This is a genomic window from Massilia atriviolacea, assembly GCF_003953935.1.
Lineage (GTDB): Bacteria > Pseudomonadota > Gammaproteobacteria > Burkholderiales > Burkholderiaceae_D > Telluria_A > Telluria_A atriviolacea.
In genome coordinates, this window is record NZ_RXLQ01000005.1 from 245,128 (window position 1) to 268,574 (window position 23,447).

Here is a 23,447-nt window from a genome sequence, read left to right on the forward strand (position 1 = left end):
CGGTTTTTTTTTCGTCCTAGCGCACGCACACCTGGCGCACCGTGCGCAGGTCGGTCAGTCCCAGCAAGACCTTTTCGATGCCATCCATCTTCAGCGTCAGCATGCCTTCGCCGAGGGCGGCGGCGAGCACGGTGGCGACCGTGGCGCGCTGCTGCAGCAGGCGCTTGATGGCGTCGCTGCCGATCATCAGTTCGTGCAGGCCGACCCGGCCCCGGTAGCCGTGGCTGCATGCGGCGCAGCCGCGCGCGCGGTACAGGGTGAAGCCGCCGCCGGCATCGGCATGGCGCGCGCGCCAGCCGGCCAGCACCGCATCCCGCGCGACGCCGGGCTCGGGCAGTTCGGCGCAGTACTCGGCCAGCAGCTGCGCGATCTCGGCCTCGTTCGCGCGGTACGGCTGCCTGCACGCGCCGCACAGGCGCCGCGCCAGGCGCTGCGCCAGCACCCCGAGCAGGGCGTCGGCGAAGTTGAACGGGTCCATGCCCATGTCGAGCAGGCGCACGATCGATTCCGGCGCGCTGTTGGTGTGCAGCGTGGCCAGCACCAGGTGCCCGGTCAGCGAGGCCTCGATGCCGATCCCGACGGTCTCGCGGTCGCGCATTTCGCCGACCATGATCACGTCCGGGTCGGCCCGCAGGAACGCCCGCATCACCGTCGCGAAATCGAGGCCCGCCTTGCGGTTGACCTGCACCTGGCGCAGTCCCTTCTGGGTGATCTCGACCGGGTCCTCGGCGGTCCAGATCTTGGTGTCGGGCGTGTTCAGGTGCGCCAGCAGCGAGTGCAGGGTGGTGGTCTTGCCCGAGCCGGTCGGCCCGCACACGAAGAACAGCCCATGCGGCCTGGCGATCGCCGCGCGCAGGCGCGCCAGGTTATGCGGCAGCACGCCGAGCTGCTCGAGCGGCATGGCGTCGCCGGCCGGCAGGATGCGCATGACGATGTCTTCCACCCCGCCGGCCGAGGGAATGGTCGCCACGCGCAGTTCGATATCGAGCGGGCCGTACTTGAGGAAGCGGATCTTGCCATCCTGCGGCCGGCGCCGCTCCGCCGTATCGAGGTCGCACATGATCTTCACGCGCGCGGCCAGCGCGTTGCGGTAGCCGGCCGGGATGTCGGTGTAGGGCGCCAGCGCGCCATCCTTGCGGAAGCGGATCGCGGTGCGCCCGTTGCCCGGCAGCGGTTCGATGTGGATGTCGGAGGCGCCCTGGCGCCAGGCATCCATGATCATCTTGTTGACCAGCTTGACCAGTTCGTTTTCGACCGCCTGCGAGACCGGCTGCGGCTCGTCGCCGCCGCCCTCGTCGTGCGTCATGCCGGAGAGCACTTCGCGCAGCGAGCTGCCGTCGCTGCGCGCGGCGGTGCCGAAGAACTGGTCCATGGTGCGCCGGAATTCGGCGCGCGTGGTGACGCACCAGCGCACGCGCGACTTGGGGAAGACCTGGTTGACGATGCGGCCGGCGCGCACCCGCTCCGGGTCGAGCGCCAGCACCAGCAAGCCGTCCTGGTCTTCGTCGAGCGGCAGCCAGTGGTGGTCGTCGACGTATTGCGGCTTGAGATGCTTGAGCAGTAAAGCCGGCTTCACGCGGCCGGGCAGGTAGGGCGCATACGGCACCCCGAAGTGGGACGCCAGCGCATTGCCGATGGCCGCCAGCGGCAGATGCAAGTCCTGCACCAGCACGTCCTCGATGTCGCGCAGCGCGGCATGCGCGCTGCGCTGCGCCTGTTCGAGCTCGGCGGCGGATACGAGCGCGTCGCGGACCAGCGCGCCGTACTTGGTGGGTGCTTGCATGGGGTGTCCATGATGGCGGTTGAGCGAGCCACCATGATGGGGAAGCTCGGGCACGCCGCGCTTGACCCCGCTCAGGCGTGCGAACGGAACCGGAAGCGCTCTGGCGGGTCAGTTAGAACCGAGCAAGTCGTGGGCGTCGAGGATGGCGTAGATGATTTCCGGATGCCGATCGAGCGAGCGCCGGATTGCGCTCGGGACGGTTTGACGGGTCTTGCGGCACAGGCCGGGCAGCTCGGCCAGCGCGATCGTCAGCCCGCGCGCGCTGCGTACTTCGTTGTTGCTGGGGGTGATGCGCAAGACCACGCCTAGCTGGCTGTGCAGGCGTTCGGTCAGCTTGTTCAGTTCGGCATAACTGGCGATGCCGTCGATATGCGCGAGCAGCTTCTTTTCTTCCTCGCGGGTCAGGCGCAGGATGCGCGTATCGCCGCCCGGGTCGGCCAGCAAGGCGTCGCGCCGGCACACGCAGGCGCCGGGCGGACATTCGGTGCGGACAGGAAAAGGCGGTGCCTGGAGCATGGTGTCAGGTCGCCGCGGCGACAGGAACGGGCCGGATGGATAGAGTAGCGCCGTCGCGGCCCTGGTGTCAAACGCCGCCTGCGCCGTGCGCACAGCGCCTCATCGACTATGCTGAAGGTCGCCGGCCGGGACGTTCATCCGATGCCCGAGGTCCGGATTGCCGTAGGTGCGGATAACTTCCGAAATGACGACGTGATAGCCGTCCAGCCAGCGCGCCTGCGCCGCCTTGGCCTGCAGATGGGCCGGGTGCTGCATCAAGGCTTGCAGCGCTTCCAGGCTTTCCCAGTAGTACACGTTCGAAAACAATCCCGTGGCGCGGTTTTCCCACGCCTCTTCACCGAGGTAGCCGGGCAGGGCCTTGGCGGCCTCGGCAATGGTTTTGTCGAGCCGATGGAACTGCTCGTCGAGGTCTTTGGTGCCGAAGATGAAGGTGGAAGAGTACATGGCCCGATGGTGGAGGTAAGAGGGTGAAAAAAGGCGATTGTGCCATGGCGCCGACAGTCTTGCCGATGAGGCATGATTGCGCGAGGCATGATTGCCTGAGACAAGATTGCGTGAGGCAAGGCCGATCCGCTTGCCGGCGTTCCGCGGAACTAGCCCGCAAGGGTGTCCAGGTCGACCTCCAGCCCCTCGTAGGCGAGCACCACGCGCAGCCCGGCCGGCAGCGGGCCGTGGCGCCTGAGCGCCTCGGCGAACACCGCTTCGAGTTCGTCGTCGCCCCGGGTCGGTTCATGGTGGGTGCAGTACAGGGTGCCGGCGCCGACCCGCACCGCCGTCGCCAGCGCCGCGTCGAAGGTGCCGTGCCCCCAGCCGCGCTTGGCCGGATACTCGTCGCCCGTGTACGAGCAATCGACGATCAGCGCGTCCACCCCCTGCATGGCGCGGTCGATGGCGTCCTGGCGCTGTTCGATATAGGCCTGGTAGGGCGCGTGGCCCTCGTCGTCTTCCGGATACAGATTGTAAAAGGGTTCATGGTCGCCGGTGAAAAACACCGACTTGCCGTTGCAGCTGATGCGGTAGCCCAGATTGGTCACCGGGTGGTTCATGACCACATTGTCGACCACCGCGTCGCCCACGGCCACCGGCACCCCCACGTCGAGGGTGCGGTATTCGATGGTGGCCGCCATCTGCGCTTCGCCGACCGGAAAATAGCTGTTCTGCAGCTGCACCCCCATCACATGCTCGATGCCCTGGCCGGTCGCTTCGTCGCGCGCGCCGTGCAGGCGCACCCGGCTGGTCGGAATGAACAGCGGCGTAAAGAACGGCAGGCCGTGGATATGGTCCCAGTGGCTGTGCGTGATGAAGATGTTGGCGTGCACCGGCAGGCGCGTGAGCAGGTGCTGGGCCAGCGCGAAAATGCCGGTGCCGCCGTCGAGGACGATCAGGGTGCCGTCGTCGCTGCGCACTTCGATGCAGGTGGTGTTGCCGCCATAGCGCGCCGTGCGCGGCCCCGGCGAGGGAATCGAGCCGCGCACTCCCCAGAAACGCAATTTCATGTCCTTACTCTCATGGCCGGAATCGTCAACGTTGCAATTACGGTCGATCATAGCGGTTTTGCCCCGCAGCGGCTGCAAAATTTGCCTTCGGCCCCGGCCGGGTACGCTTTCGTTTCCTTTTGCCCACGCCTATCGTGCGGCGATGTACAGGGCGCACGAGTGGCGTTACACTATGGGAAGTTACTCTGAAGAAAGGCATGTCGGTGTGCCGCAAGGGCGTCCCGTAGGGCCGGTGAACCATCATGCGCGTATTAAATCCTGTTCAAATTGCCCAACGCCTTGAGTTGCTCACCGAGGTTGGCGTAGCGCTGGGCAATCCGGACACCGGCTATGTGCTCGACCGCATCCTGCACGTGGCGCGCAATATGACCGGCGCCGACGGCGGCACCCTGTACCTGCCGACGGCCGACCGCAGCAGCCTGCAATTCCACATTTCGATCAACGAAACGCTCGGCCTGTACCAGGGCGGCGCCAGCGGACGCGAGATCGGCATGGAGGCGGTGCCCTTGTTCGACGCCGATGGCGCCCCGAACATGAGCGCGGTGGCCGCCTACGCGGCCCACTCCGGCCGCTCGGTGAATATCGCCGATGTCTACCAGGACGGCGTGTTCAATTTTTCCGGCATGCGCAGCTTCGACGCCGCCTACGGCTACCACTCGCAATCGTTCCTGACGGTGCCGATGAAGGATCATCACGGCACCCTGGTCGGCGTCCTGCAGCTGATCAATGCGCGCCCGGGCGGGCGCGGCACGATCGGCGCCTTTTCCGCCACCGACCAGCGCTTCATCGAAGCGCTCGCGTCGCAGGCCTCGGTCGCCATCACCAAGCAGCAGCTGGTGCGCCAGCTCGAAGAACTGCTCGAAGGCCTGATCGACCTGATCAACATCGGCATCGACGAAAAGTCGCCGCACACGGGCCGCCATTGCCAGCTGGTGCCGAAACTGACGATGATGCTGGCCGAAGCCGTGCACGAGACGGCCGACGGCCCGATGGCGGGATTTCGCATGGACGACGCCGACCGCAAGGAGCTGTGGCTGGCCAGCCTGCTGCACGACTGCGGCAAGATCACCACGCCGGTGCACGTGGTCGACAAGGCCACCAAGCTGGAGACCATCGTCGACCGCATCGGCCTGATCGACACGCGCTTCGAAGTGCTGCTGCGCGACGCCGAGATCGAGGCCCTGCGCGCGCGTGGCAATCCCGGCGCCGACCACTCCGCCATCGAGGCGGCGCATGCGCGCACCCGCGCCGCGCTGCTGGACGACCGCGCCTTCCTGCGGCGCGCCAACGTGGGCGTCGAAAACATGCCCGAGGCCGACCAGGAGCGGGTGCGCCGGATCGGCCGGCGGCGCTGGCGCGGGCCGGACGGCGTGGAGTGCGACTTCCTCGACGACGACGAAGTGCTGAACCTGACCATCCGCTTCGGCACCCTCACGGCGGCCGAGCGCAAGACCATCAACAACCACATCGACGTCAGCGTGCGCATGCTCGAATCGCTGCCCTGGCCGGCGCACCTGCGCAACGTGCCCGAATACGCCGGCGGCCACCACGAGCGCATGGACGGCAAGGGCTATCCGCGCGGCCTGACCGGGGCCCAGATGTCGGTGCCGGCGCGGGTGATGGCGATCGCCGACATCTTCGAGGCGCTGACCGCGCGCGACCGGCCGTACAAGAAGGGCAAGCTGCTCTCGGAGTCGCTGCACATCCTCGGCAAGATGGCCTGCAACGGGCATGTCGACCCGGACCTGTTCGATATTTTCGTGCGCAGCAAGATCTACCTGCGCTTCGCCCACGAGAACATGGACAAGCGCCAGATCGACAGCGTCGACGAAGCCACCATCCCCGGCTATCGCGGATGAAGCCGGCCGCCCGCCTGCTGCGCAGGTATTGGGGGCGCTGGCTGCTCGGACTCGGATTGACCCTTGGCGCGGCCCTGTACACGCTCGGTTACCTGCACAGCGACGCGATCGCGCGCATGGACGGCTTTTTGGCCGGCCTGCGCATGCGCGTCGACACGCCGCGCCTCGATCCGCGCATCGTGATCGTCGATATCGACGAAAAGAGCCTGGCGGCGCTCGGGCGTTTTCCGTGGAGCCGCGACATCCAGGCCAGGCTGGTCACCCAGCTCACGCGCCGCTACGAGGTGGGCGCGGTCGGCTTCGACATCTCCTTTCCCGAGCCGGATACCTCGTCCGGCTACGCGGTGCTGGAGCGCCTCGCGCACAGGGAACTGGACCGGGTGGCGGGCCTGAAGGAGCAACTGGCGGGCCTGAAGGCCGGCATGGACTACGACGGCCTGCTGGCCGACGCCCTGCGCGGGCAGCCGGTGGTGCTGGGCTACAACGTGTCGGAAAAACTGCGCAAGGGCGTGCTGCCGGCGCCCGCCTTCACGCTCGCCAGCCTCAATGGGCGCGAGCTGCTGGCCTACAGCGCCAGCGGCTACGAGGCCAACATCGCGCGCCTGCAGGAGGCCGCCGCCGGCGCCGGCATCTTTACCGCCGCCACCGACGCCGACGGCGTGATCCGCTCCGCCATCCTGTTACAGCGCATCGGCGACGCCTACTATCCCTCGCTGTCGCTGGCCACGGCGGCGGTGTACCTCAAGGCGCGCGCCATCGCGCCGTATTTCGACACCACCGTCGACCAGCTATCGCGCGCGCAACGGGACAGCGGCGGCGTGGCCTGGATTTCGCTGTTCCTGCCGCAGCGCCAGCTGCGCATCCCGGTGGGCGAGGGCCTGACCACCTACGTCCAGTTTCGCGGGCGCGGCGGCCCGTCCGGCGGCGCCTTTCGCTACGTATCGGCGGCCGACGTGCTGAGCGGCGCGGCGCCGCTGGCCCAATTGCGCGGCGCGCTGGTGCTGGTCGGCTCCACCGCGCCCGGCATCAACGACCTGCGCGTGACGCCGGTCAACCCGGAGTACCCCGGAGTCGAGGTGCACGCCAACCTGCTCAAATCGATCCTCGACAACGACTTCAAGGCCCGTCCCGCCGAAGCCTGGCTGCTCGAATGCCTGCTGGTGCTGGCGTTCGGGCTGGTGCTGACGGTCGGCCTGGCGCGCCTGCCGCCGCTCAAGGCGGTGGCGCTGGCCGCGCTGGCGCTGGGCGCCGCCGCCGGCATCAACCTGCTCCTGTACCGCGAAGCCGGGATGGTGCTGGGCGGCGCCGTGCTGCTGCTGCTGATCGTGGCGCTGTTCGTGGTGAACCTCGCGGTCGGCTATGTGTTCGAAGTGCGCAAGAGCCAGGCCCTGGTGTCGCTGTTCGGCGAATACGTGGCGCCCGAACTGGTGGCCGACATGGCCGACAATCCCGGCCAGTACACCATGGACGGCGCCACGCGCGAGCTGACCGTGCTGTTCGCCGACGTGCGCGGGTTCACCGGCATCGCCGAGCAGCTCACGCCGACCGCGCTGCGCGAATACATCAATCTGTACCTGACCGCGATGTCGCTCGACATCCGCGACAGCCATCGCGGCACCCTCGACAAATACATCGGCGACGCCGTCATGGCTTTCTGGGGCGCCCCGGTGGCCTTTGCCGACCATGCCAGCCGCGCCGTCGCCAGCGCCCTGCTGATGCAGGCCAGCGCGGCGCGCCTGGACGGCGAGTTCCGCGCGCGCGGCTGGCCGGCGCTGGCGATCGGCATCGGCATCAACAGCGGCCAGATGCACGTGGGCGACATGGGCTCGGCCATCCGCCGCGCCTACACGGTCATGGGCGACGCGGTCAACTTGGGCGCGCGCCTGGAAGGACTGAGCAAGGTGTACGGCGCCGGCATCGTGGCCGGCGCGGCGACCCGCCTGGCCGCGCCCGAATTCGCCTGGCGCGAACTGGACCTGGTGCGGGTCAAGGGCAAGCTGGAACCGGTGGCGATCTTCGAGCCGCTCGGCCATGCGTTCGCGCTCGACGACGAGGCGGTGGCGCGGCTCGATGCCTGGCACGCGGCGCTGGCGCTGGTGCGGGCGCAGCAGTGGAACGGCGCGCACACCATCCTGGCCGGCCTGCTGGACGGCGAGGACTGCGTCCTGTACCGGCTCTATCTGGACCGGATCGCGCTGTACCGGGCCCATCCTCCCGGCCCGGATTGGGATGGCGTTACCAGTTTTGACACAAAGTAAACGCTGCAATCTTTGCGTTTTTGCTCGACTTTTGCGCCCTTGTCCGCTCGGCTGACTCCACCAAACAACGCTTGGTGAAAATACGTCAGATTGCAACAGAATTTCTGTGTTGCAAGAGATGATGCAGTTAAACTGACTGCATCGCCGCCCCCTTCGGCTTGGCTTTTTCCCAAGCTTGAACGCATGCCAACACGACACACACACCGTAGAGTTCATCCATGAATCTTCCCTTTTCGCGCCTGCTGGCTGGCGCGCTGCTGGCCGGCGCGGTCAATGCGGCCTGGGCCGCCGAGCCCGGCGCGGCCGACACGATCCGCTTCGACATTGCGCGCTTCGAGGTCGCCGGCAACACCTTGCTGCCCGCCGCGCAGGTCGAGGCGGCGCTGGCCCCGTTCACCGGCGGCGGATTTCGGCGACGTCCAGCGCGCGCTCGAAGCGCTGGAAGCACTGTACCGGCAGCGCGGCTACCAGGTCGTCACGGTCCAGCTGCCCGAGCAGGAACTCCATCGCGGCGTGGTGCGGCTGAACGTGGTGCAGACCAGAATCGGCCGCCTTATCGTCAGCGGCAACAGGCATGTCGACGAAGCCAATGTGCGGCGCAGCCTGCCGGCCCTGCGGGCGGGGCAGACGCCTGATCTGGACCGGGTCTCGGCCAACCTGCGCATGGCCAACGAGAATCCCGCGCGCAAGATCAAGCTGAACCTGCAGAACGGCGCCGCCGACGACGAGCTCGACGCCCGGCTCGACGTGGCCGACGACAAGCCGTGGACCGCCATGGTCAACCTGGACAACACCGGCACCGCGCAGACCGGCAAGACCCACGCCGGCGTGGTGCTGCAGCACGCCAACCTGTGGGGGCGCGACCATGTCGGCAGCGTGCAGTACACCACCAGCGTCGAGGAACCGAGCAAGGTGAGCGTGTATGGCGCCGGCTACCACATTCCGTTGTACGAACTGGGCGACTCGGTCGACCTGTACGCCAGCTATTCGGACATCGATTCGGGCTCGGTCACGGCCGGCATTTTCAACCTGGCGGTGAGCGGCAAGGGCACGGTGGTCGGCGCGCGCTACAACCAGGGCCTGGCGCGGCGCGGCAGCCTGGAGCCGCGCCTGGTGTACGGGATCGATCACAAGGCCTTCAAGAACAGCGTGCTGTTCTCGGGCGAGAACTTCGGCAACGACATCACGGTCCATCCGCTCAGTCTGACCTGGCTGGCCAGTACGCCCCTGGGCGGCGGCGAAGCCAATCTGTCGCTCGGGCTGGTGCGCAATATTCCCGGCGGCAGCCGTGGAAGCAGCGCCGATTTTGCGCGCAACCGCGCCGGCGCCAAGGCCGGCTACACGATCGCCCGCATCGGCGCGGCGTTCACCCGCGCCTTCGGGGCCGACTGGCAGGTGCGCGCGCTGCTCAACGGCCAGCTGACCGGCGACGCGCTGGTGCCGGGCGAGCAGTTCGGTGCCGGCGGCGCCTCCTCGGTGCGCGGACTGGAAGAACGCGCCGTGTCGCTCGATTCCGGCCTGCTCGCCAACCTCGAAGTCTACAGCCCGAATTTTTGCGCCGTGCGCGAACGCTGGCAGTGCCGCGTGCTGGCCTTTTACGACGGCGCCCACGGCCGCCGCCATGAGGCGCTGCCCGGCGAAGCCGCGCGCGCCACCGTGTCGTCGCTCGGACTGGGATGGCGTTTTTCGATGGGCAGCTCGCTCAACATGCAGCTCGACTACGGCCATGTGCTGCGCCGCGACGCCGCTGTGAACGACAAGAACAAGGTGCATGTCCGCGTAGGCCTGGCCTACTAAAGGTGAAACAGATGACTATCCAGAACCACTCCACGCGCTTGCTGCAGCGCCTTTGCCTGCCGCTGCTGCTGGCGTTTGCCGGCATCCACGCCGTCCACGCCGCGCCGGCCTCGCCCCAGGTCGTCGCCGGCCAGGCCACGTTTTCGCAGCAGGGCAATGTGTTTTCGATTACGAACACGCCCAACACCATCATCAACTGGCAGAGTTTTTCGGTGGGCGCGGGCGACATCGCGCGCTTCATCCAGCAGGATGCCAACAGCGCGGTGCTGAACCGTATCGTCGGGCAGGACCCGAGCCGCATCCTGGGCGCCTTGCAGTCGAACGGGCAGGTGTTCCTGATTAATCCGAACGGCATCCTGTTCGGGCGCGATGCGCGCATCGACGTCAACGGCCTGACCGCGTCCACGCTCGACATGGGCAATGCCGACTTCCTGGCCGGGAAACGCAACTTCAACGGCCGCGCCAGCGCCGGCAGCGTGGTCCACCAGGGGGCGATCGCGACCCCGGCCGGCGGCAAGGTGTTCCTGATCGCGCCGAACGTCGAGAACAGCGGCATCGTCACCTCGCCGCAGGGCGAGGTGGTGCTGGCGGCCGGGCATAGCGTGCAGCTGGCCGATTCCGGCAATCCCGACCTGCATGTGGTGGTGTCCGCACCGGCCGATGCCGCGCTGAACCTGGGGCAGTTGATCGCGCAGGGCGGCAAGATCGGCATCTACGGCGCGCTGGTAAAACAGCGCGGGTTGGTCAGCGCCGACAGCGCGCGCATCGGCGACAACGGCAAGATCGTGTTCAAGGCCAGCGGCGACGCCCTGCTCGAAGCGGGCAGCGTGACTCGTGCCGGCGGCGCCGGCAAGGGCGGCGAGATCAGCGTGCAGGGCGAGCGTGTCGCCCTGAGCGGTGACGCCCGCATCGACGCCAGCGGCGCGGCCGGTGGCGGCACGGTGCTGGTCGGCGGCGGCTGGCAGGGCAGGCATGCGCTGGTGCGCAATGCGCAGCAGACCGTGATGGGCAAGGCGGCCTCGATCCGCGCCGACGCCACCGGCAGCGGCGACGGCGGCACCGTGGTGCTGTGGTCGGACGGCGCCACGCGCGCTGGCGGCAGCATCTCGGCCCAGGGCCGCGGCGGCAAGGGCGGCCGGGTGGAGACCTCCGGCCACTACCTGAACGTGGAAGGCGTCAAGGTCGACACCGGCGCGCGCGGGACCTGGCTGCTCGACCCCTACGACATCACCATCGGCGCCACCGGCAGCGACGTGCTGGCCGACTTCGACCACTTCGACGATGCACCGCTGACCGGGCCGTCGTACCTCAATGTGGCGGCGCTCAATGCCGCCGCGCCGTCCGACAGCATCGTGATCCAGGCCAAGAACGATGTGCTGGTCAGCGCAGCCATCGCGCGCGCGGCCGGCAGCACCGGCAGCCTGTCTATCGAGGCGGGCAACAATATCAACGTCAACGCCGACCTGTCTAGCGGCGGCGGCAACATGACCCTGAGCGGCGCGAATATCGCCTTCGCTCCCGGCGTACAGGCCAACAGCGGCGTCGGCGACATGAACTTCAACGCCACCAACGTGTTCCAGCTGTCGTCCGGCGCCGCGCTCAAGAGCGGCGGCATGGTGACGATCGTGGCCAACCAGATGGGCATCCTGGGATCGGTCGGGCCGGCGCAGCCGCAGCAGAATCCGTCGGTGACCCTGCGTCCGGCGAGCGTCGACCGCGATATCGAGATCGCCGCCGGCGAAGCCGTGGCGGGCGCCTTGCGCCTGGCGCCGGCGCAGCTGGCCGCCATCGAGGCGCAGGCGCTGATCATCGGCGGCAATCAGTTTGGCGGCAAGATCGTGGTCAACTCGGCCCTCGGCGGCAGCGGCGGCGCGCTCAAGGCCAAGTACCTGCTCTTGAGCGGCGTGGGCAATGTCACCCTGAACGCACCGGTCACCATCGCGGGCGGCATGCAGGTGGACGCCGCCGGCATCGTTAACACCAGCGCATCGCCGGTCACGGCCGGCTCGCTGTCCTTCATTACCAAGCAGGGCGTCGGCACTGCCGCCAGCCCGCTTTACACGCAGACGGCTTCGCTGGAAGGCAATAACACTGTCGAGACGGGCAACGCGCCCATCCATGTCAGCAACACCGGCACCCTCACGCTCGGCAACCTGAGCCAGAACGGCGGCAACAACAGCGGCGCCATCGTGATTGCCAACCAGGGCGGCATGACGCTGTCGAAGGATTCCTCCGTCATCACCCTGGGCGGCGCGGTCAATCTGTCGACGCAAAGCCCGCTGGACATCAACGGCAGCATCGACTCGAAAGGCGGCGCGATCGCCCTGCAGGCCGGCAATGGCGGCGAGCTGGGTATCGGCCCGCAGGGCTCGGTGTCTTCCGGTGCCGGCAATATTGCGCTGGTGGCCGGTTCGATCGTGAACAAGGGCAGCGTCAGTGCGACCTCGGGCAATATTTCGCTGAGCACGCCTTCGCTGACCGGCAACGGCACCATCGGCAGCGCCAGCGGCACGGTGCGCGGCTTGCCGGACATGTCGACCACCTTGCCGGCCTGCGTCAACGCGCCGGCCAGGAACGGTTGCGCGCAGGTGCTGGCCAACGCCCTGGCGGCCTGCGCCGCCGACCCGAGCGGGCTTTACTGCGCCTCGCTGCTGCCGTCGCTGGAGAACTGCAGCGCCAACCCGGCCTTGCTCGGCTGCGGCGTGGTGCTGCCATCGCTGGGCACCTGCGTGGCCGCCCCGTCCACGGCCGGCTGCGGCGCGATACTGCCATCGGTGGCGACGTGCTCCGCCAATCCCGCCGCGCCCGGCTGCTCCGCCGTGCTGCCATCGCTGGCCGCCTGCACCGCCGCACCGACGACGGCCGGTTGCGGCGCGGTCCTGCCCACCCTGGCCGCTTGCACTGCCGCGCCGGCCACGGCCGGTTGCAGCGCGGTGCTGCCGTCGCTGTCCCAGTGCACCGTCAATCCTGCCCAAGCCGGTTGCGCCCAAGTGCTGCCGAGCCTGAACACCTGCGTTGCCGCGCCGTCGACCAACGGGTGCGCGGCGGTGCTGCCCACCCTGGGCGCGTGCGTGGCGACCCCATCGCGCGCCGGTTGCTCGGCGGTCCTGCCGACCCTGCCTGCCTGCGTCGCCAGCCCGACCCAGGCCGGCTGCAACGTGGTGCTGCCATCGCTGGCGGCGTGCAGCGCCAGCCCCGGTCTGCCCGGATGTACGGTGGTATTGCCGAGCGTCGCCCAGTGCACGGCGGCGCCGACCCAGGCCGGCTGCGCAGCCGTGCTGCCGACCCTGAGCCAGTGTATTGCCTCGACCAGCCTGCCCGGCTGCGGCGTGGTCTTGCCATCCTTGTCGCGCTGCGTGGCCAATCCGGCCACGCCCGGTTGCGCCGTGGTGCTGCCGTCGCTCGGCCAGTGCGTGGCCAATCCGGGCGCCAGCGCTTGCGCGGTGGTGCTGCCGACCCTGGCCCAGTGCGCGGCGAATGCGGCGGTCCCGGGTTGCAACGTGGTCTTGCCGACGCTGAACCAGTGCATCGGCAATGCCGGTCTGCCCGGTTGCGGCGCGGTCTTGCCGAGCCTGCAAAGCTGCGTGGCCAATCCCGGCGCGCTCGCTTGCTCGGTGGTGCTGCCGACCCTGGCCCAGTGCAGCGCAACGCCGTCGCTGGCGGCGTGCAATGTGGTCTTGCCGAGCGTGGCGCAGTGCTCGGCCGCCCCCGGCCTGGCCGGTTGCGGCGCGGTCCTGCCGCCGCTGGCGCAGTGCGTCGCCACGCCATCGGCCCCCGGTTGCGCGGTGGTCCTGCCGCGCCTGAGCCAGTGCGTCGACACGCCGGCGGCCGCCGGCTGCGGCGTGGTACTGCCGAGCCTGGACCAGTGCGTCGGCAGCCCGACCCTGCAGGGTTGCAGCGTGGTGCTGCCGCCGGTGAACGCCTGCGTGGCCAATCCCGCGGCGCCCGGCTGCACGGTGGTGGCTCCGCCGCAGCAGCTGTCCGGCAGCACGCTCAAGGAAGTGGTCGTCAACACGGTCAATGCGGTCGACAGCGTGACGCCGGCTGGCGAGAAAATAGAGAAAAAGGATGACGGCGTGAAAACCGTCGCGACGAGTAACGTTAAAGGAGACGCGAGTGAACTGCGCAAAAAGACGTATTGCAATTAAGGCGCTCGCGGGTGTCCTGCTGGCCGGATCCTGCGCGCTGGCATGGGCGGCGCAGGTGGCCGGCACCATCGTCAACCTGAGCGGGCCGCTGATGGTCAAGAAGGCCGACGGCAGCGTGAAGGTGCTGGGCCTGAAGTCGGAGGTGGAGCAGGGCGATACGCTGGTGTCCGAAAAGAACACCTACGCCCGCATCGTGTTTATCGACAACAGCGAAATCACCTTGCGCCCGGGAACGACGTTCAAGATCGAGGCCTTCGCGTACGAGAGCGGCAAGCCGGACGCCGACAGCGCCAGTTTCAGCCTGATCCAGGGCGGACTGCGCTCGCTGACGGGCCTGCTGGGCAAGCGCAACAAGGAGAAATTCCAGCTCAAGACCCCGACCGCCACCATCGGCATTCGCGGCACGACCTTTGTCGCGCAGTATGTGCCGGGGGGATTGTCCGGCCTGCCGGCGCCGGCATCGCTCCAGCCCGGTTTGCATGTGTCCGTGCTCGACGGCATGATCGTGCTGAGCAATCCCGGCGGCAGCATGAATTTTTCTGCCGGGCAGTTCGGTTTTACCTCGAGCCTTCAACAGCCGCCGCTGATGGTGCCGTCCAATCCGGCCCTCAAGTTCAGTCCGCCCCCGGTATTTACCATGGCGCCGCAGTCGCCCACGGCCAGCAGCGCGCCCAAGGCGCAAGCGGTCGACTGCGAAGTGCGCTAAGGCGCATTGCCTGACTGCCGGCTGCGCAGGCGCTCCAGGTTGTAGGCGCGCGCGGCCGCCATTTCCTGTTGCGAGTACAGGCCGCGCAGCAGGGCTTCCAGGTCGGCGCCCGGGCGCACGGCGGCGAGGAAGGCATCGCTGCGCTGTTCCCAGTCCGCGCGCACCTGTTCCGTATCCTGCAAGTGCTGCGCGCGCTCGTCGCCCAGCGCTTGCCGGCGCACGGCGGCGACCTGCGCTTCGGGGGCGCCGGCGCCGCGCAGCGCGGCCACCTCGTCGCGCAGGCGGTCGACGGCAGGGTCGCCGCTGTCCTGTCGGGGCGCGCCCGCCTGCGTCGGCGCCAGGTCGGCGCGCATCCGCTGTTCCTCTTTTCCATACATCGACGCGGCCAGCCGCTCGCCGAAGTGCGCGACGCGCAGGGCATGCAACTGGTCCAGCGCCTGCGCCGGGGCGAGCGCGGCGTCGGCGCCCTGGCGCTCGCCCAGCGCCGCTTCCTGTTCGCGGTAGGCCACGTAGCTGCGCAGCAGTTGCGCCAGCTGGCGGGCGGCGTCGGGCGGCAGTCCGGCCGCCAGCGCTGTCTCCAGCTGTGCCATCTCCGCGCGGCCCGGCTGGCGCGGCAGGCCGGCCAGCCGTACATCGAGCAACACCGGGGTGCGCTCGTCGATGGCCAGGCTGCCGTCGGCGCCAAGCCGGAACGCTGGCGCCTCCTGCACCGGCATCGCGCCGAACGCCGGGCTGGTGCCGGCCAGCAGCGTGAAGCTGCGCTCGACCGCCTGTTCGGTGCGCTGCGCGGACCTTGCAGGCGCTTCAGGCGCGGGGGTGCGGTACAGCATGACGCCCGCGGCCAGCGAGGCGGCGACGCAGGCCAGTGCCATCCTGACGTTCATTGGCCGGCCATGAGTCGGATGCTGGCGCGCGTCCTGAGCGCCTCGATGCGCCGGGCCAGCCGTTCCTGCATGATCTCGGTGCGCAAGCCGGGCCGCAGTTCGGCCAGGGCCGGCTTGGGCACTTCCCTGGTGCCGAGCAGTTGCACGACCTGCCAGCCGCCTTGCGGCAGGGCGCGTTCGACGGCTTGTCCGGCGCGCATGGCGGCCACCTGGCGGGCGAGGCCGGACTCCATCTGCGCGGCCAGCAGCCAGCCGGGCGCGGGCCGATTCGGTGTGCTGGCGTAGCGTTTGGCGACAGCCGCAAAGCGCTTGCCCTGGCCCAGCGCGGCCAGCGCGGCGCGCGCCGCCGCCGGACTCGCCACGTCGATACTGGCGACGTGGAACTGGCGCTCGGCCGGCACGCCCTGGTAGCGCTGGACGATCTCGTCTTCGGTCACCGGGATGGCCGACAGCATGTGGCGCACCAGGTCGCGCTGCAGCAGGGTTTTGTAGGCCAGCTCGGCCTCGGCCACCAGATCGGGCGACTCGTGCAGCCTGAGTCTGACGGCTTCCTGGGCCATCAGTTCCATGGTCACCAGTTCGCCCAGCAGCGCCTGGCGGTCGAGCGCGGCGCGGGCGCCGGCGCGCTCCTGGCGTTCCTGTGCGCTTTCTTCGTCGAAGGGATTGGCACGCCCGGCGTTGGCGTCGATCAGGGCGTCGAGCAGGGCGCGCCGGAGCGGCTGGTCGCCGACCTGGGCGACCGTTTCCGGCAGCGCCGCCGGGGACCCGGCATGCGCTCGCGGCAACGCCAGCAGCAGGACCAGGCAGGCCGATTGGAGGTGGATAGTCATGTCCGGTCCTTGTGCTGGTTGCTGATGTTACGGCAGTTGTGCGCGTACCTGGTTGTAGACGCTGGTGTCGGAGAGCATCGCAAGGTGGCCGACGCTGGCCGTCTGCACGTTCGTGCCGCACTGCGCATTGCTGGCGGGGAGGATCACGCCATCGTTGGCGGACCAGAGCGAGCGGTCGCATCCGGCGCCGGCGAGCTGGGTGAGGAAGGACGAGCCGGGGCGCATGTCGTAGCAGGCCGGCGAGAAGCAGGCGTAGGCGCTGGTGGTGCCCTTGTGCGGCGTGCCGAGCGAGATGAAGCGGCGCATGCCGGCCGCGCCGCCCAGTTTGGCGCGCTGCCAGCGCACCACCAGGCCGCCGTTCGAATGCGCGATCACGGCCACGGTCTGGTTGCCGTTGTTGGCGCGCACGGTGTTGATGAAGCTGTTGAGCGAAGCGGCACTGGTCTTGTCGCTGCTGGTCAGGGAGCTGTAGTTGAAGCCGTACAGTTTGGCGCGCGGATAGCCGCTGGCGGTAAAGCGCGCGATCATGCCATCGAAGTTCGAGGCCGAGCCGCTGTAGCCGTGCACGAAAATCACCGGTTCCTGGGCCATGGCGGCCCCGGACAGTCCGAGTCCTGCTGCGAATAAACCAAGTGCGAGCGCCGACCTGGCGGCCTGGCGGTATGAATGTCGCATGAATATCTCCGTTTGTTGGTGTTCAGTTGACCGGCTTGGCCGCGCAAGGCGCTGCGTCCGGGGATGGCTTTTCGCTGTTCTTGCGACAACGTTGCGACCAACTATAAGCGGGCAGGGCGGCACAGGCAGTCGCGCGGCGGGCCAATGTGCTTGCTTTGGCGGCCATGCCGGCACAGCTGTGGCGCGGATGGCCACACGACAGAAAGTTGTTCTCGTGATAATTGTCCGGGTGTATGATCGGCAGCCGGCCCCGGCAGTTTCCGCAGGCCAGAAAGGCGAGGTCCAGCGTCGTGGCGATCATCAGGCCGAGCGTGTCCGCAGCATGGGTGAAAGGCATCGTCGAGCTGCTCGGCGCGCTCGGACTCGAGCCGCTGGCGCTGCTGGAGGACGCCGGCCTGCCGCTGGACGAACTCGACGATGCCGACGGCCGCTTCGACAGCGACGCCGTCTCGGCCTTGTGGACGCTGGCGGCGCAGCAGTCGGGCCATCCGCACCTTGGGCTGGCGCTGGACGGCGCCGCCAGGCCGGCCTGCTTCGGCGTGGTGCTGCATGTGATGATGTCCTGCCCGGACCTCGATGCGGCCTTGCGGCGCATGGTGCGCTACATGCCGATCGTCAGCAGCGCGGCCACGGTCGCCCTGGCGCACGACAGCCAGGGTTGCGGCCTGACGCTGGCGCTGGGCGATGGCGCGCCGCCCGAACGCTACGACTTCGCGCTGCTGATGATCGCCAATCTGTGCCGCTGGATGACGGGGCGCGCGCTGCGCCCGCAGTCGCTGGAACTGGCGCACGCGCGGCCGCCCAACCTGCTGCCGTACCTGGCGGCGTTCGGCTGCCCCTGCCATTTCGGGGCGCGGCGCTACCGCCTGTGTTTTTCGGCGGCCGACCTGGGGCTGGCGCTCATGACCGGCAATCCGCTGCTGACCGAGCTGCACGAACGCTTCGCCAACGAGCGCCTGGCGCGCCTGGGCGACGCGCGCACCACGCGGCGGGTCAGGGAGCTGGTGCTGGCGTGCCTGGCCGACGGCGAGCCGGGGCGCGGCGACGTGGCCAGGGCGCTGTGCATGAGCGAGCGGACCTTGCACCGGCGCCTGCAGGACGAGGGGACCTCGTACGTGCAGCTGGTCGACGCGGTGCGGCGCGAGCAGGCGGCGCACTACCTGGACCAGACCAGCCTGTGTTTTACCGAGATCAGCTACCGGCTCGGCTTCGCCAACCAGGGCACCTTGTTCAGGGCGTGCAAGCGCTGGTTCAATGCGTCGCCGGGGCGCTATCGGGAGCGCCATCGGGTGGCGCTCGATGGCCGAGATTGACCAGCGAGATGGTCAGCTGGCCGGCGATCAGCATCGCCGTGTCGAGGCGGGCGGCGCCGAAGGCCCCGCGCATGGCGCTGTTCTCCAGCAGCAGCACGGCGTGCAGCGCATGCTGGGCGAAGATCGGCACGGCCAGCACGGCACACTGGCCGTACCCCGCAAAATACGGATCGCGCGCAAAGCGGTCGTCCTGCAAGGCGTCGTCGAGCAGCAGCACGGCGCGTGCGCGTTCGACGTGGCGCAGCAGCGACAGCGGCAGGGCGGGGGAGCCGGCGCCTGGACCGATCAGCTTCACCGCCGTGGCGCCGGCCAGCGCGCGAAGCTGTTCGCACACGCGCTCCTCCAGCCGCGCCAGGGTCGTTTCGGCGCTCAGGGCTTGCGAGGCGCGCAGCACGGCCAGCAGGTCGACCTTGTCCGCCGGCGCGCCGGCGGCGTCGGTCGCGCGGCGCAGGAAGGCGTGCGCTTGGCGCATGGCGTGCGCTTTCGCGGTGGCGCCCCAGGCGTCGTAGTGGCGCAGCGCTTCGGCCAGCAGGGCCGTGCCGACATACTGCAAGCCCTGCGCCAGGTAGCACAGGCCGGCGCGCTCGGTGATGGCGGCGCGCTGCCACGGCCGCCGGTGCGTGCGCATGGCCAGCAGCGCGTGGTCGAACAGCCGGGCCGCGGTCGCGGCGTCGCCCGAGGCCCAGGCGCATTCGGCGTCGATCCAGGTGACCATGTGGGCGAAATTGCGCGGCGCGTCGGCGGCGCGCAGCGCCATCCACTGGCGGCAGGCATGCAGCTCGCGCAGCGCGCCGCCGCCGGGGTGCGGCTGCCGCGCCAGCGCCAGGGCGCGGAACAGATAGCCCAGCGCCGCCGGATAGATGCCGGCGAAGGAAGCCAGCAGCGGCATGGCGGCCGCCGAATGGCGCGCCAGCGCCTCGTCGTCGCCGAACAGCAGCGCCATGTGGGCGCGCACCAGGCAGGCGGTGAGCGTGTCCAGGTCGCCCGGAGGCGCCGGAAAACGCAGGTCGATCGCGCCGCGCAGCACATCGAGCAGATAGCGGTAGCTGCGGTGCACGCGGCTGGCGGTGACGTTGCCGCCGCGCCCCGTGCTCGCCTCGGCCTCGGACAGGATCGCCGCCAGCATGTCCAGGGTCGGCGCGCAGTCGAGCTGCGCCACGATCTCGGTGTGATAGCTGTGGGTCGCGTACTGGACGTCGCCGTTTTGCAGCAGCACCTGGCGCGCCTGGCGCGCGTGGGCGATGGCGTTTTCCAGCGGCTCGACCCAGTGCAGCGACGCCAGCGCGAACACGTGCTGCAGCCAGGCCGCCTCGTAGTCGTAGCCGCGCGCCTTGCCGATGGCCTGCGCCTTGATCAGCAGCGCGTGGCCGGTGCGGTAATCGCCGCGCCGCTTGAACAGGATCGGCAGCGTGCCGAAGGTCTTGAGCAGGGCCGCGCAGGGACCGTGCTCGATCCACATCCGCTGGTAGCGCACCAGTAGCCGCAGCAGGCGCCTGTCGTCGGCGTAGTAGCTGGCCAGGGTGGTCAGGTGCAGCAGGGTGCCGAGCGCCAGCACGTGCGGGTCGGTCGGCGCGGGGCGCAGCAGGTCGGCGTCCAGCGCGCCGCTGTGGGCCCAGGCGGTGATGGCATCGAGCTCGCCGTCCGCTTCGGCCTCGCGCAGCACGATCCCGGCGCGCGCCAGCAGGGCGGTGCCGAGATCGATCGCCTCGGGCAGCAGGCGGCGGCTGGTCAGGCTGTCGATCTGCACCGAGGTCGCTTCGATCAGCTCGGTGAGCGTGGTGGCGCCGTCCGCTATGCGCGCGTACACGGCGTCGGCGTCGGCATGCCGGCCAAGGCTGTACAGGCAGGCGTGCCAGGCGCGCATCGGGCCGGGCGCGGCGCCATGCAGGCGGACGGCGGCGGCGAGGAAGCGCTCTTCGAGCGCGTAGTCGGCCTGGTTTCTGGCCTGGGCCGCGGCCTGGCCGAACAGGGCGGCCACTTGCAGGCGCTCGTCAAGGGCCAGCGCGCTGCCGCCGAACGCGAGGTACTGTTCGGATGCGCCGGCCTCCTGCCCCGCGTGCGCCAGCAGGCGGCGCCCGATCGCCAGGTGCAGCGCCTGGCGTTCGTGCGCCGGCATGCCTTCGTAGACCGCCTGCTGCACCCGGTCGTGGCAAAAGCGCAGGCCGCGTTGCGCTTCCAGCACCAGGGCGTCGGCAAGGGCCGGTTCCAGTGCGGCGGTATCGATCCCGGCGGCCAGCGCCAGCACCTGCGCATCGACCGCGCCGCCAAGGCAGGCCAGCACCTGCAGCATCAGGCGCGGGGCGGGCGGCAGGCGGGCGATGCGCAGCGCCAGCAGGCTGCTGACGTCGCGCTGCGCGATGAAGGCGTCGATGCGCGCCGGGTCGGGGGCGTCGCACAGTCCTTGCTGGCGCAGGGCGTCGAGCAGTTCGATGGTGTCGAAGGGATTGCCGTGGGTGCGCGCGCCGATGATGGCGGCAAGGGCGGTGCAGCGCTCCGGCGCGAGGCCCAGGCGCTGGCCGATCAAGGCGGGCATGGCGTCCTGCGCCAGGTTGTTTATTTCCAGCGTCGGGCAGGCGCGCCAGCGCGGCAGCATGGCATGCAGCGGGTGCGCGCTGTCGATGTCGTCGCGGAAGGCACCGGCCAGGAACAGGCCGTGCAGGGTGGCGTCGCGCAGCAGGGCGTCGAAGGCGGCCAGTGCGGCGGGGCCGGCCCATTGCAGGTCGTCGATGGCGATGACCAGCGGGCGCGCAGGCGAGACCACGGCGCGCAGCAGGTCCAGGAAGGCGTTGCGCATGCGCGCCTGATGGCGCGCCGGGTCGCTGTCGGCGGCGTCGATGCGACCGAGCAGCAGGGCGAATTCGGGCAGGGCGGCGGCGACCAGGCCGGCGTTGGTATCGAGCGCCGCCAGGATGCGCTCGCGCTGCTGCGCCAGTGGCGCCGCCGGCTCCTTGAGCAGCAGGCGGCCGAGCGCGCGCATGGCCTGTACGATGGCCGAGGGCGCATCGTGCCGGTACTGGTCGCATTTGCCGCTCACGTACCAGCCGCCATGGCTTGCCGCGATCGGCGCCAGTTGCGCCAGCAGGGCCGACTTGCCGGCGCCGGCGGCGCCCTTGAGCAGCAAGGCGCCCTCCTTGCGCCGGCAGGCGGCGGCGAACGCTGCGCGCAGGGCCTCCAGGTCGGCCGCGCGGCCGATCAGGCGCTGTGGCTCGCTGTCCATGGCATCCTCCAAAAGAAAACGGCCTCTGTCCAGATGACTGGAGAGAGACCGTTTCGACTGTACCAGTCTGTGCCTAGCAGGCTTGAAGCGGCGGCTTACAGCACTTCGCTCGCGTGGTCGGCCAGGCGCGAACGTTCGCCGCGCGCCAGGGTCACGTGGCCGCTGTGCGACCAGCCCTTGAAGCGGTCGACCACGTAGGTCAGGCCGCTCGAGCCTTCGGTCAGGTAAGGCGTGTCGATCTGCGCGATGTTACCGAGGCACAGGATCTTGGTGCCGGGACCGGCGCGCGTGACCAGGGTCTTGATCTGTTTCGGCGTCAGGTTCTGCGCTTCGTCGATGATCAGGAACTTGTTCACGAAGGTGCGGCCGCGCATGAAGTTGAGCGACTTGATCTTGATGCGCGAGCGGATCAGGTCCTGCGTCGCCGCGCGACCCCACTCGCCGCCATCCGAATCGGACTTGTTGAGCACTTCGAGGTTGTCGTCGAAGGCGCCCATCCACGGCCCCATCTTCTCTTCCTCGGTACCCGGCAGGAAGCCGATGTCTTCGCCCACCGGCACCGTGACGCGGGTGACGATGATTTCGTTATACAGCTTGGTCTCGAGCACCTGCGCCAGGCCGGCCGCCAGGGCCAGCAGGGTCTTGCCGGTACCGGCCTGGCCGAGCAGGGTGACGAAGTCGCATTCCGGATTCATCAGCAGGTTCAGCGCAAAGTTCTGCTCGCGGTTGCGCGCGGTGACGCCCCACACATTGTTCTTGTTGTGGCTGAAGTCGCGCAGGGTCTGGATCACGGCGGTCTTGCCGTTGAGCTGCTTGACCTGGCCGTAGAACGGCGCTTCGCCGTTTTTCGGTTCCAGGTAGACGAACTGGTTCACCAGCAGGGTCGGCACGGTCGGACCGGTGACGCGGTAGAAGGTCGACGAGACGCCGTTCTTGTTTTCCTGCCAGGACTCCATGTCCTTGCCGTTCTTGTTCCAGAAGTCGTCCGGCAATTGCACGATGCCCGAGTACAGCAGGTCGCTGTCTTCCAGCACGTGGTCGTTGAAGTAGTCTTCGGCGGGCAAGCCCAGCGCGCGCGCCTTGATGCGCATGTTGATGTCTTTCGACACCAGCACGATGGCGCGGCCCGGTTGCTCGGCTTCGAGGTTGCGCACCACGCCGAGGATCTGGTTGTCGGCTTTGCCGACCGGCAGGCCTTCCGGCAGGGTCGGGCCGTTTTGCAGGCGCGTCTGGAAGAACAGGCGGCCCTTGGCATCCTTGTTGCCCAGCTTGGACAGCGGGATGCCGCTTTCGATGGCGCCGTCGTCGATGCTGCCGACCAGGGCGTCGAGCGTGCGCGAGACCTGGCGTGCATTGCGCGCCACTTCCGACATGCCTTTCTTATGGTCGTCCAGCTCTTCGAGCGTCATCATCGGCAGGTAGACGTCGTGCTCTTCGAAGCGGAACAGCGACGACGGGTCGTGCATCAGCACGTTGGTGTCGAGCACGAACATCTTGGTCTTGCCGGTCTGGTCGGCATTGCGGCTGGTGGAGGACTTGACCACCATCTCGACCGCCTTGTGCTTGGCCGGGTGCGGCGCTTCCAGGTCGAGCGGCTGCTTTTCCTTGCCGCGCGAGGCAGGCTTGGCGATCGGCGTTTCCATCACGGCGGGCGAGGTGACCAGCGCGGCCGGCGGCGCGGCGACCAGCGCGGCTTTCTTGGCCGGCGCCTTGGCCGGCGCCTTGGCGCGGGTGGTCCTGGCCGGCGCCTTGGCGACAGGTTCGGCGAGGTCTTTGGCGACGACATGGTCGGCGACCGCGCTCAGTGTCGCTTTGGCGGCCGGCGCGGGTTTATTGGCGCGCTCGGCTTTCGGATAATCTTCGGCCAGCAGCAGGGTGGCTGGCTTGGTGGGGATTTTTGGCAGTGGCATCAGGGTCTCAATCTAAAAAGGTGCGGAAGGATAGCCCGCAGGCGTCGGCGCAGGC

17 protein-coding genes are annotated in these 23,447 nt (G+C 69.0%); 6 read left to right on the forward strand and 11 right to left on the reverse strand.

Annotated features, from left to right (window positions below; translation table 11 throughout):
• Positions 1-16: 16 nt before the first annotated feature.
• The 4 genes from EJB06_RS11545 to EJB06_RS11560 all read right to left on the reverse strand — a co-directional run bounded on the left by EJB06_RS11545 (position 17) and on the right by EJB06_RS11560 (position 3,795).
• Positions 17-1,783 (reverse strand): GspE/PulE family protein, encoded by a 1,767-nt coding sequence (locus tag EJB06_RS11545; protein WP_126074169.1) that lies wholly within the window; start codon positions 1,781-1,783, stop codon positions 17-19.
• Between the two features lie 108 nt (positions 1,784-1,891).
• Positions 1,892-2,299, reverse strand: coding sequence for a hypothetical protein (locus tag EJB06_RS11550; RefSeq protein ID WP_126074170.1), 408 nt, complete (start codon positions 2,297-2,299; stop codon positions 1,892-1,894).
• Positions 2,300-2,398: 99 nt separating this feature from the next.
• On the reverse strand, positions 2,399-2,743 hold the full coding sequence (locus tag EJB06_RS11555; RefSeq protein WP_126074171.1) for an antibiotic biosynthesis monooxygenase family protein: 345 nt from the start codon (positions 2,741-2,743) through the stop codon (positions 2,399-2,401).
• A 149-nt stretch (positions 2,744-2,892) separates the two neighbouring features.
• Complete coding sequence (locus EJB06_RS11560) at positions 2,893-3,795, reverse strand: MBL fold metallo-hydrolase (RefSeq protein ID WP_126074172.1); 903 nt, start codon at positions 3,793-3,795, stop codon at positions 2,893-2,895.
• 242 nt (positions 3,796-4,037) lie between these two features.
• Between EJB06_RS11560 and EJB06_RS11565 the strand changes: the two genes are divergently transcribed.
• Complete coding sequence (locus tag EJB06_RS11565) at positions 4,038-5,654, forward strand: HD family phosphohydrolase (protein ID WP_126074173.1); 1,617 nt, start codon at positions 4,038-4,040, stop codon at positions 5,652-5,654.
• On the forward strand, positions 5,651-7,912 hold the full coding sequence (locus EJB06_RS11570; protein WP_126074174.1) for a CHASE2 domain-containing protein: 2,262 nt from the start codon (positions 5,651-5,653) through the stop codon (positions 7,910-7,912). The genes EJB06_RS11565 and EJB06_RS11570 overlap by 4 nt, the downstream gene beginning before the upstream one ends.
• Before the next feature lie 127 nt (positions 7,913-8,039).
• Here EJB06_RS11570 and EJB06_RS32495 read toward each other — a convergent pair whose 3' ends face one another.
• The gene (locus tag EJB06_RS32495; RefSeq protein ID WP_229427048.1) at positions 8,040-8,237 is read right to left on the reverse strand and encodes a hypothetical protein; all 198 of its coding nucleotides are present in this window, start codon (positions 8,235-8,237) and stop codon (positions 8,040-8,042) included.
• On the opposite strand from EJB06_RS32495, the gene EJB06_RS11575 reads away from it, so the two are divergent.
• The 3 genes from EJB06_RS11575 to EJB06_RS11585 are packed head-to-tail and all read left to right on the forward strand — an operon-like array spanning position 8,237 to position 14,563.
• Positions 8,237-9,709 (forward strand): ShlB/FhaC/HecB family hemolysin secretion/activation protein, encoded by a 1,473-nt coding sequence (locus tag EJB06_RS11575; RefSeq protein WP_307720447.1) that lies wholly within the window; start codon positions 8,237-8,239, stop codon positions 9,707-9,709. The two genes, EJB06_RS32495 and EJB06_RS11575, sit on opposite strands and share 1 nt — an antisense overlap.
• Positions 9,710-9,720: 11 nt before the next feature.
• On the forward strand, positions 9,721-13,857 hold the full coding sequence (locus EJB06_RS32210; protein WP_198420814.1) for a two-partner secretion domain-containing protein: 4,137 nt from the start codon (positions 9,721-9,723) through the stop codon (positions 13,855-13,857).
• Positions 13,826-14,563, forward strand: coding sequence for a FecR family protein (locus EJB06_RS11585; RefSeq protein ID WP_307720448.1), 738 nt, complete (start codon positions 13,826-13,828; stop codon positions 14,561-14,563). Before EJB06_RS32210 ends, EJB06_RS11585 begins: the two co-directional genes overlap by 32 nt.
• Here EJB06_RS11585 and EJB06_RS31830 read toward each other — a convergent pair.
• The 4 genes from EJB06_RS31830 to EJB06_RS31840 are packed head-to-tail and all read right to left on the reverse strand — an operon-like array spanning position 14,560 to position 17,289.
• Positions 14,560-15,447: a lipase secretion chaperone gene (locus EJB06_RS31830; protein ID WP_164557895.1), complete on the reverse strand. Its 888-nt coding sequence runs from the start codon at positions 15,445-15,447 to the stop codon at positions 14,560-14,562. The genes EJB06_RS11585 and EJB06_RS31830 overlap by 4 nt on opposite strands.
• Positions 15,444-16,277, reverse strand: coding sequence for a peptidylprolyl isomerase (locus tag EJB06_RS31835; RefSeq protein ID WP_164557896.1), 834 nt, complete (start codon positions 16,275-16,277; stop codon positions 15,444-15,446). The genes EJB06_RS31830 and EJB06_RS31835 overlap by 4 nt, the downstream gene beginning before the upstream one ends.
• A 27-nt stretch (positions 16,278-16,304) precedes the next feature.
• On the reverse strand, positions 16,305-16,952 hold the full coding sequence (locus EJB06_RS11595; protein ID WP_126074175.1) for an esterase/lipase family protein: 648 nt from the start codon (positions 16,950-16,952) through the stop codon (positions 16,305-16,307).
• A gap of 22 nt (positions 16,953-16,974) precedes the next feature.
• Positions 16,975-17,289: a hypothetical protein gene (locus EJB06_RS31840; RefSeq protein WP_164557897.1), complete on the reverse strand. Its 315-nt coding sequence runs from the start codon at positions 17,287-17,289 to the stop codon at positions 16,975-16,977.
• Here EJB06_RS31840 and EJB06_RS11600 point away from each other — a divergent pair.
• Positions 17,279-18,265 carry an AraC family transcriptional regulator gene (locus EJB06_RS11600; protein WP_164557898.1) on the forward strand — a complete coding sequence of 329 codons (987 nt, stop codon included), beginning with the start codon at positions 17,279-17,281 and terminating at the stop codon, positions 18,263-18,265. The genes EJB06_RS31840 and EJB06_RS11600 overlap by 11 nt on opposite strands.
• Here the strand turns inward: EJB06_RS11600 and EJB06_RS11605 are convergent.
• Together EJB06_RS11605 and EJB06_RS11610 are read right to left on the reverse strand one after the other, a co-directional pair.
• Positions 18,204-21,482, reverse strand: a complete 3,279-nt coding sequence (locus EJB06_RS11605; RefSeq protein WP_126074177.1) for an ATP-binding protein — start codon at positions 21,480-21,482, stop codon at positions 18,204-18,206. The genes EJB06_RS11600 and EJB06_RS11605 overlap by 62 nt on opposite strands.
• A gap of 95 nt (positions 21,483-21,577) precedes the next feature.
• Positions 21,578-23,392, reverse strand: a complete 1,815-nt coding sequence (locus tag EJB06_RS11610; RefSeq protein ID WP_126074178.1) for a PhoH family protein — start codon at positions 23,390-23,392, stop codon at positions 21,578-21,580.
• Between the last annotated feature and the right edge of the window lie 55 nt (positions 23,393-23,447).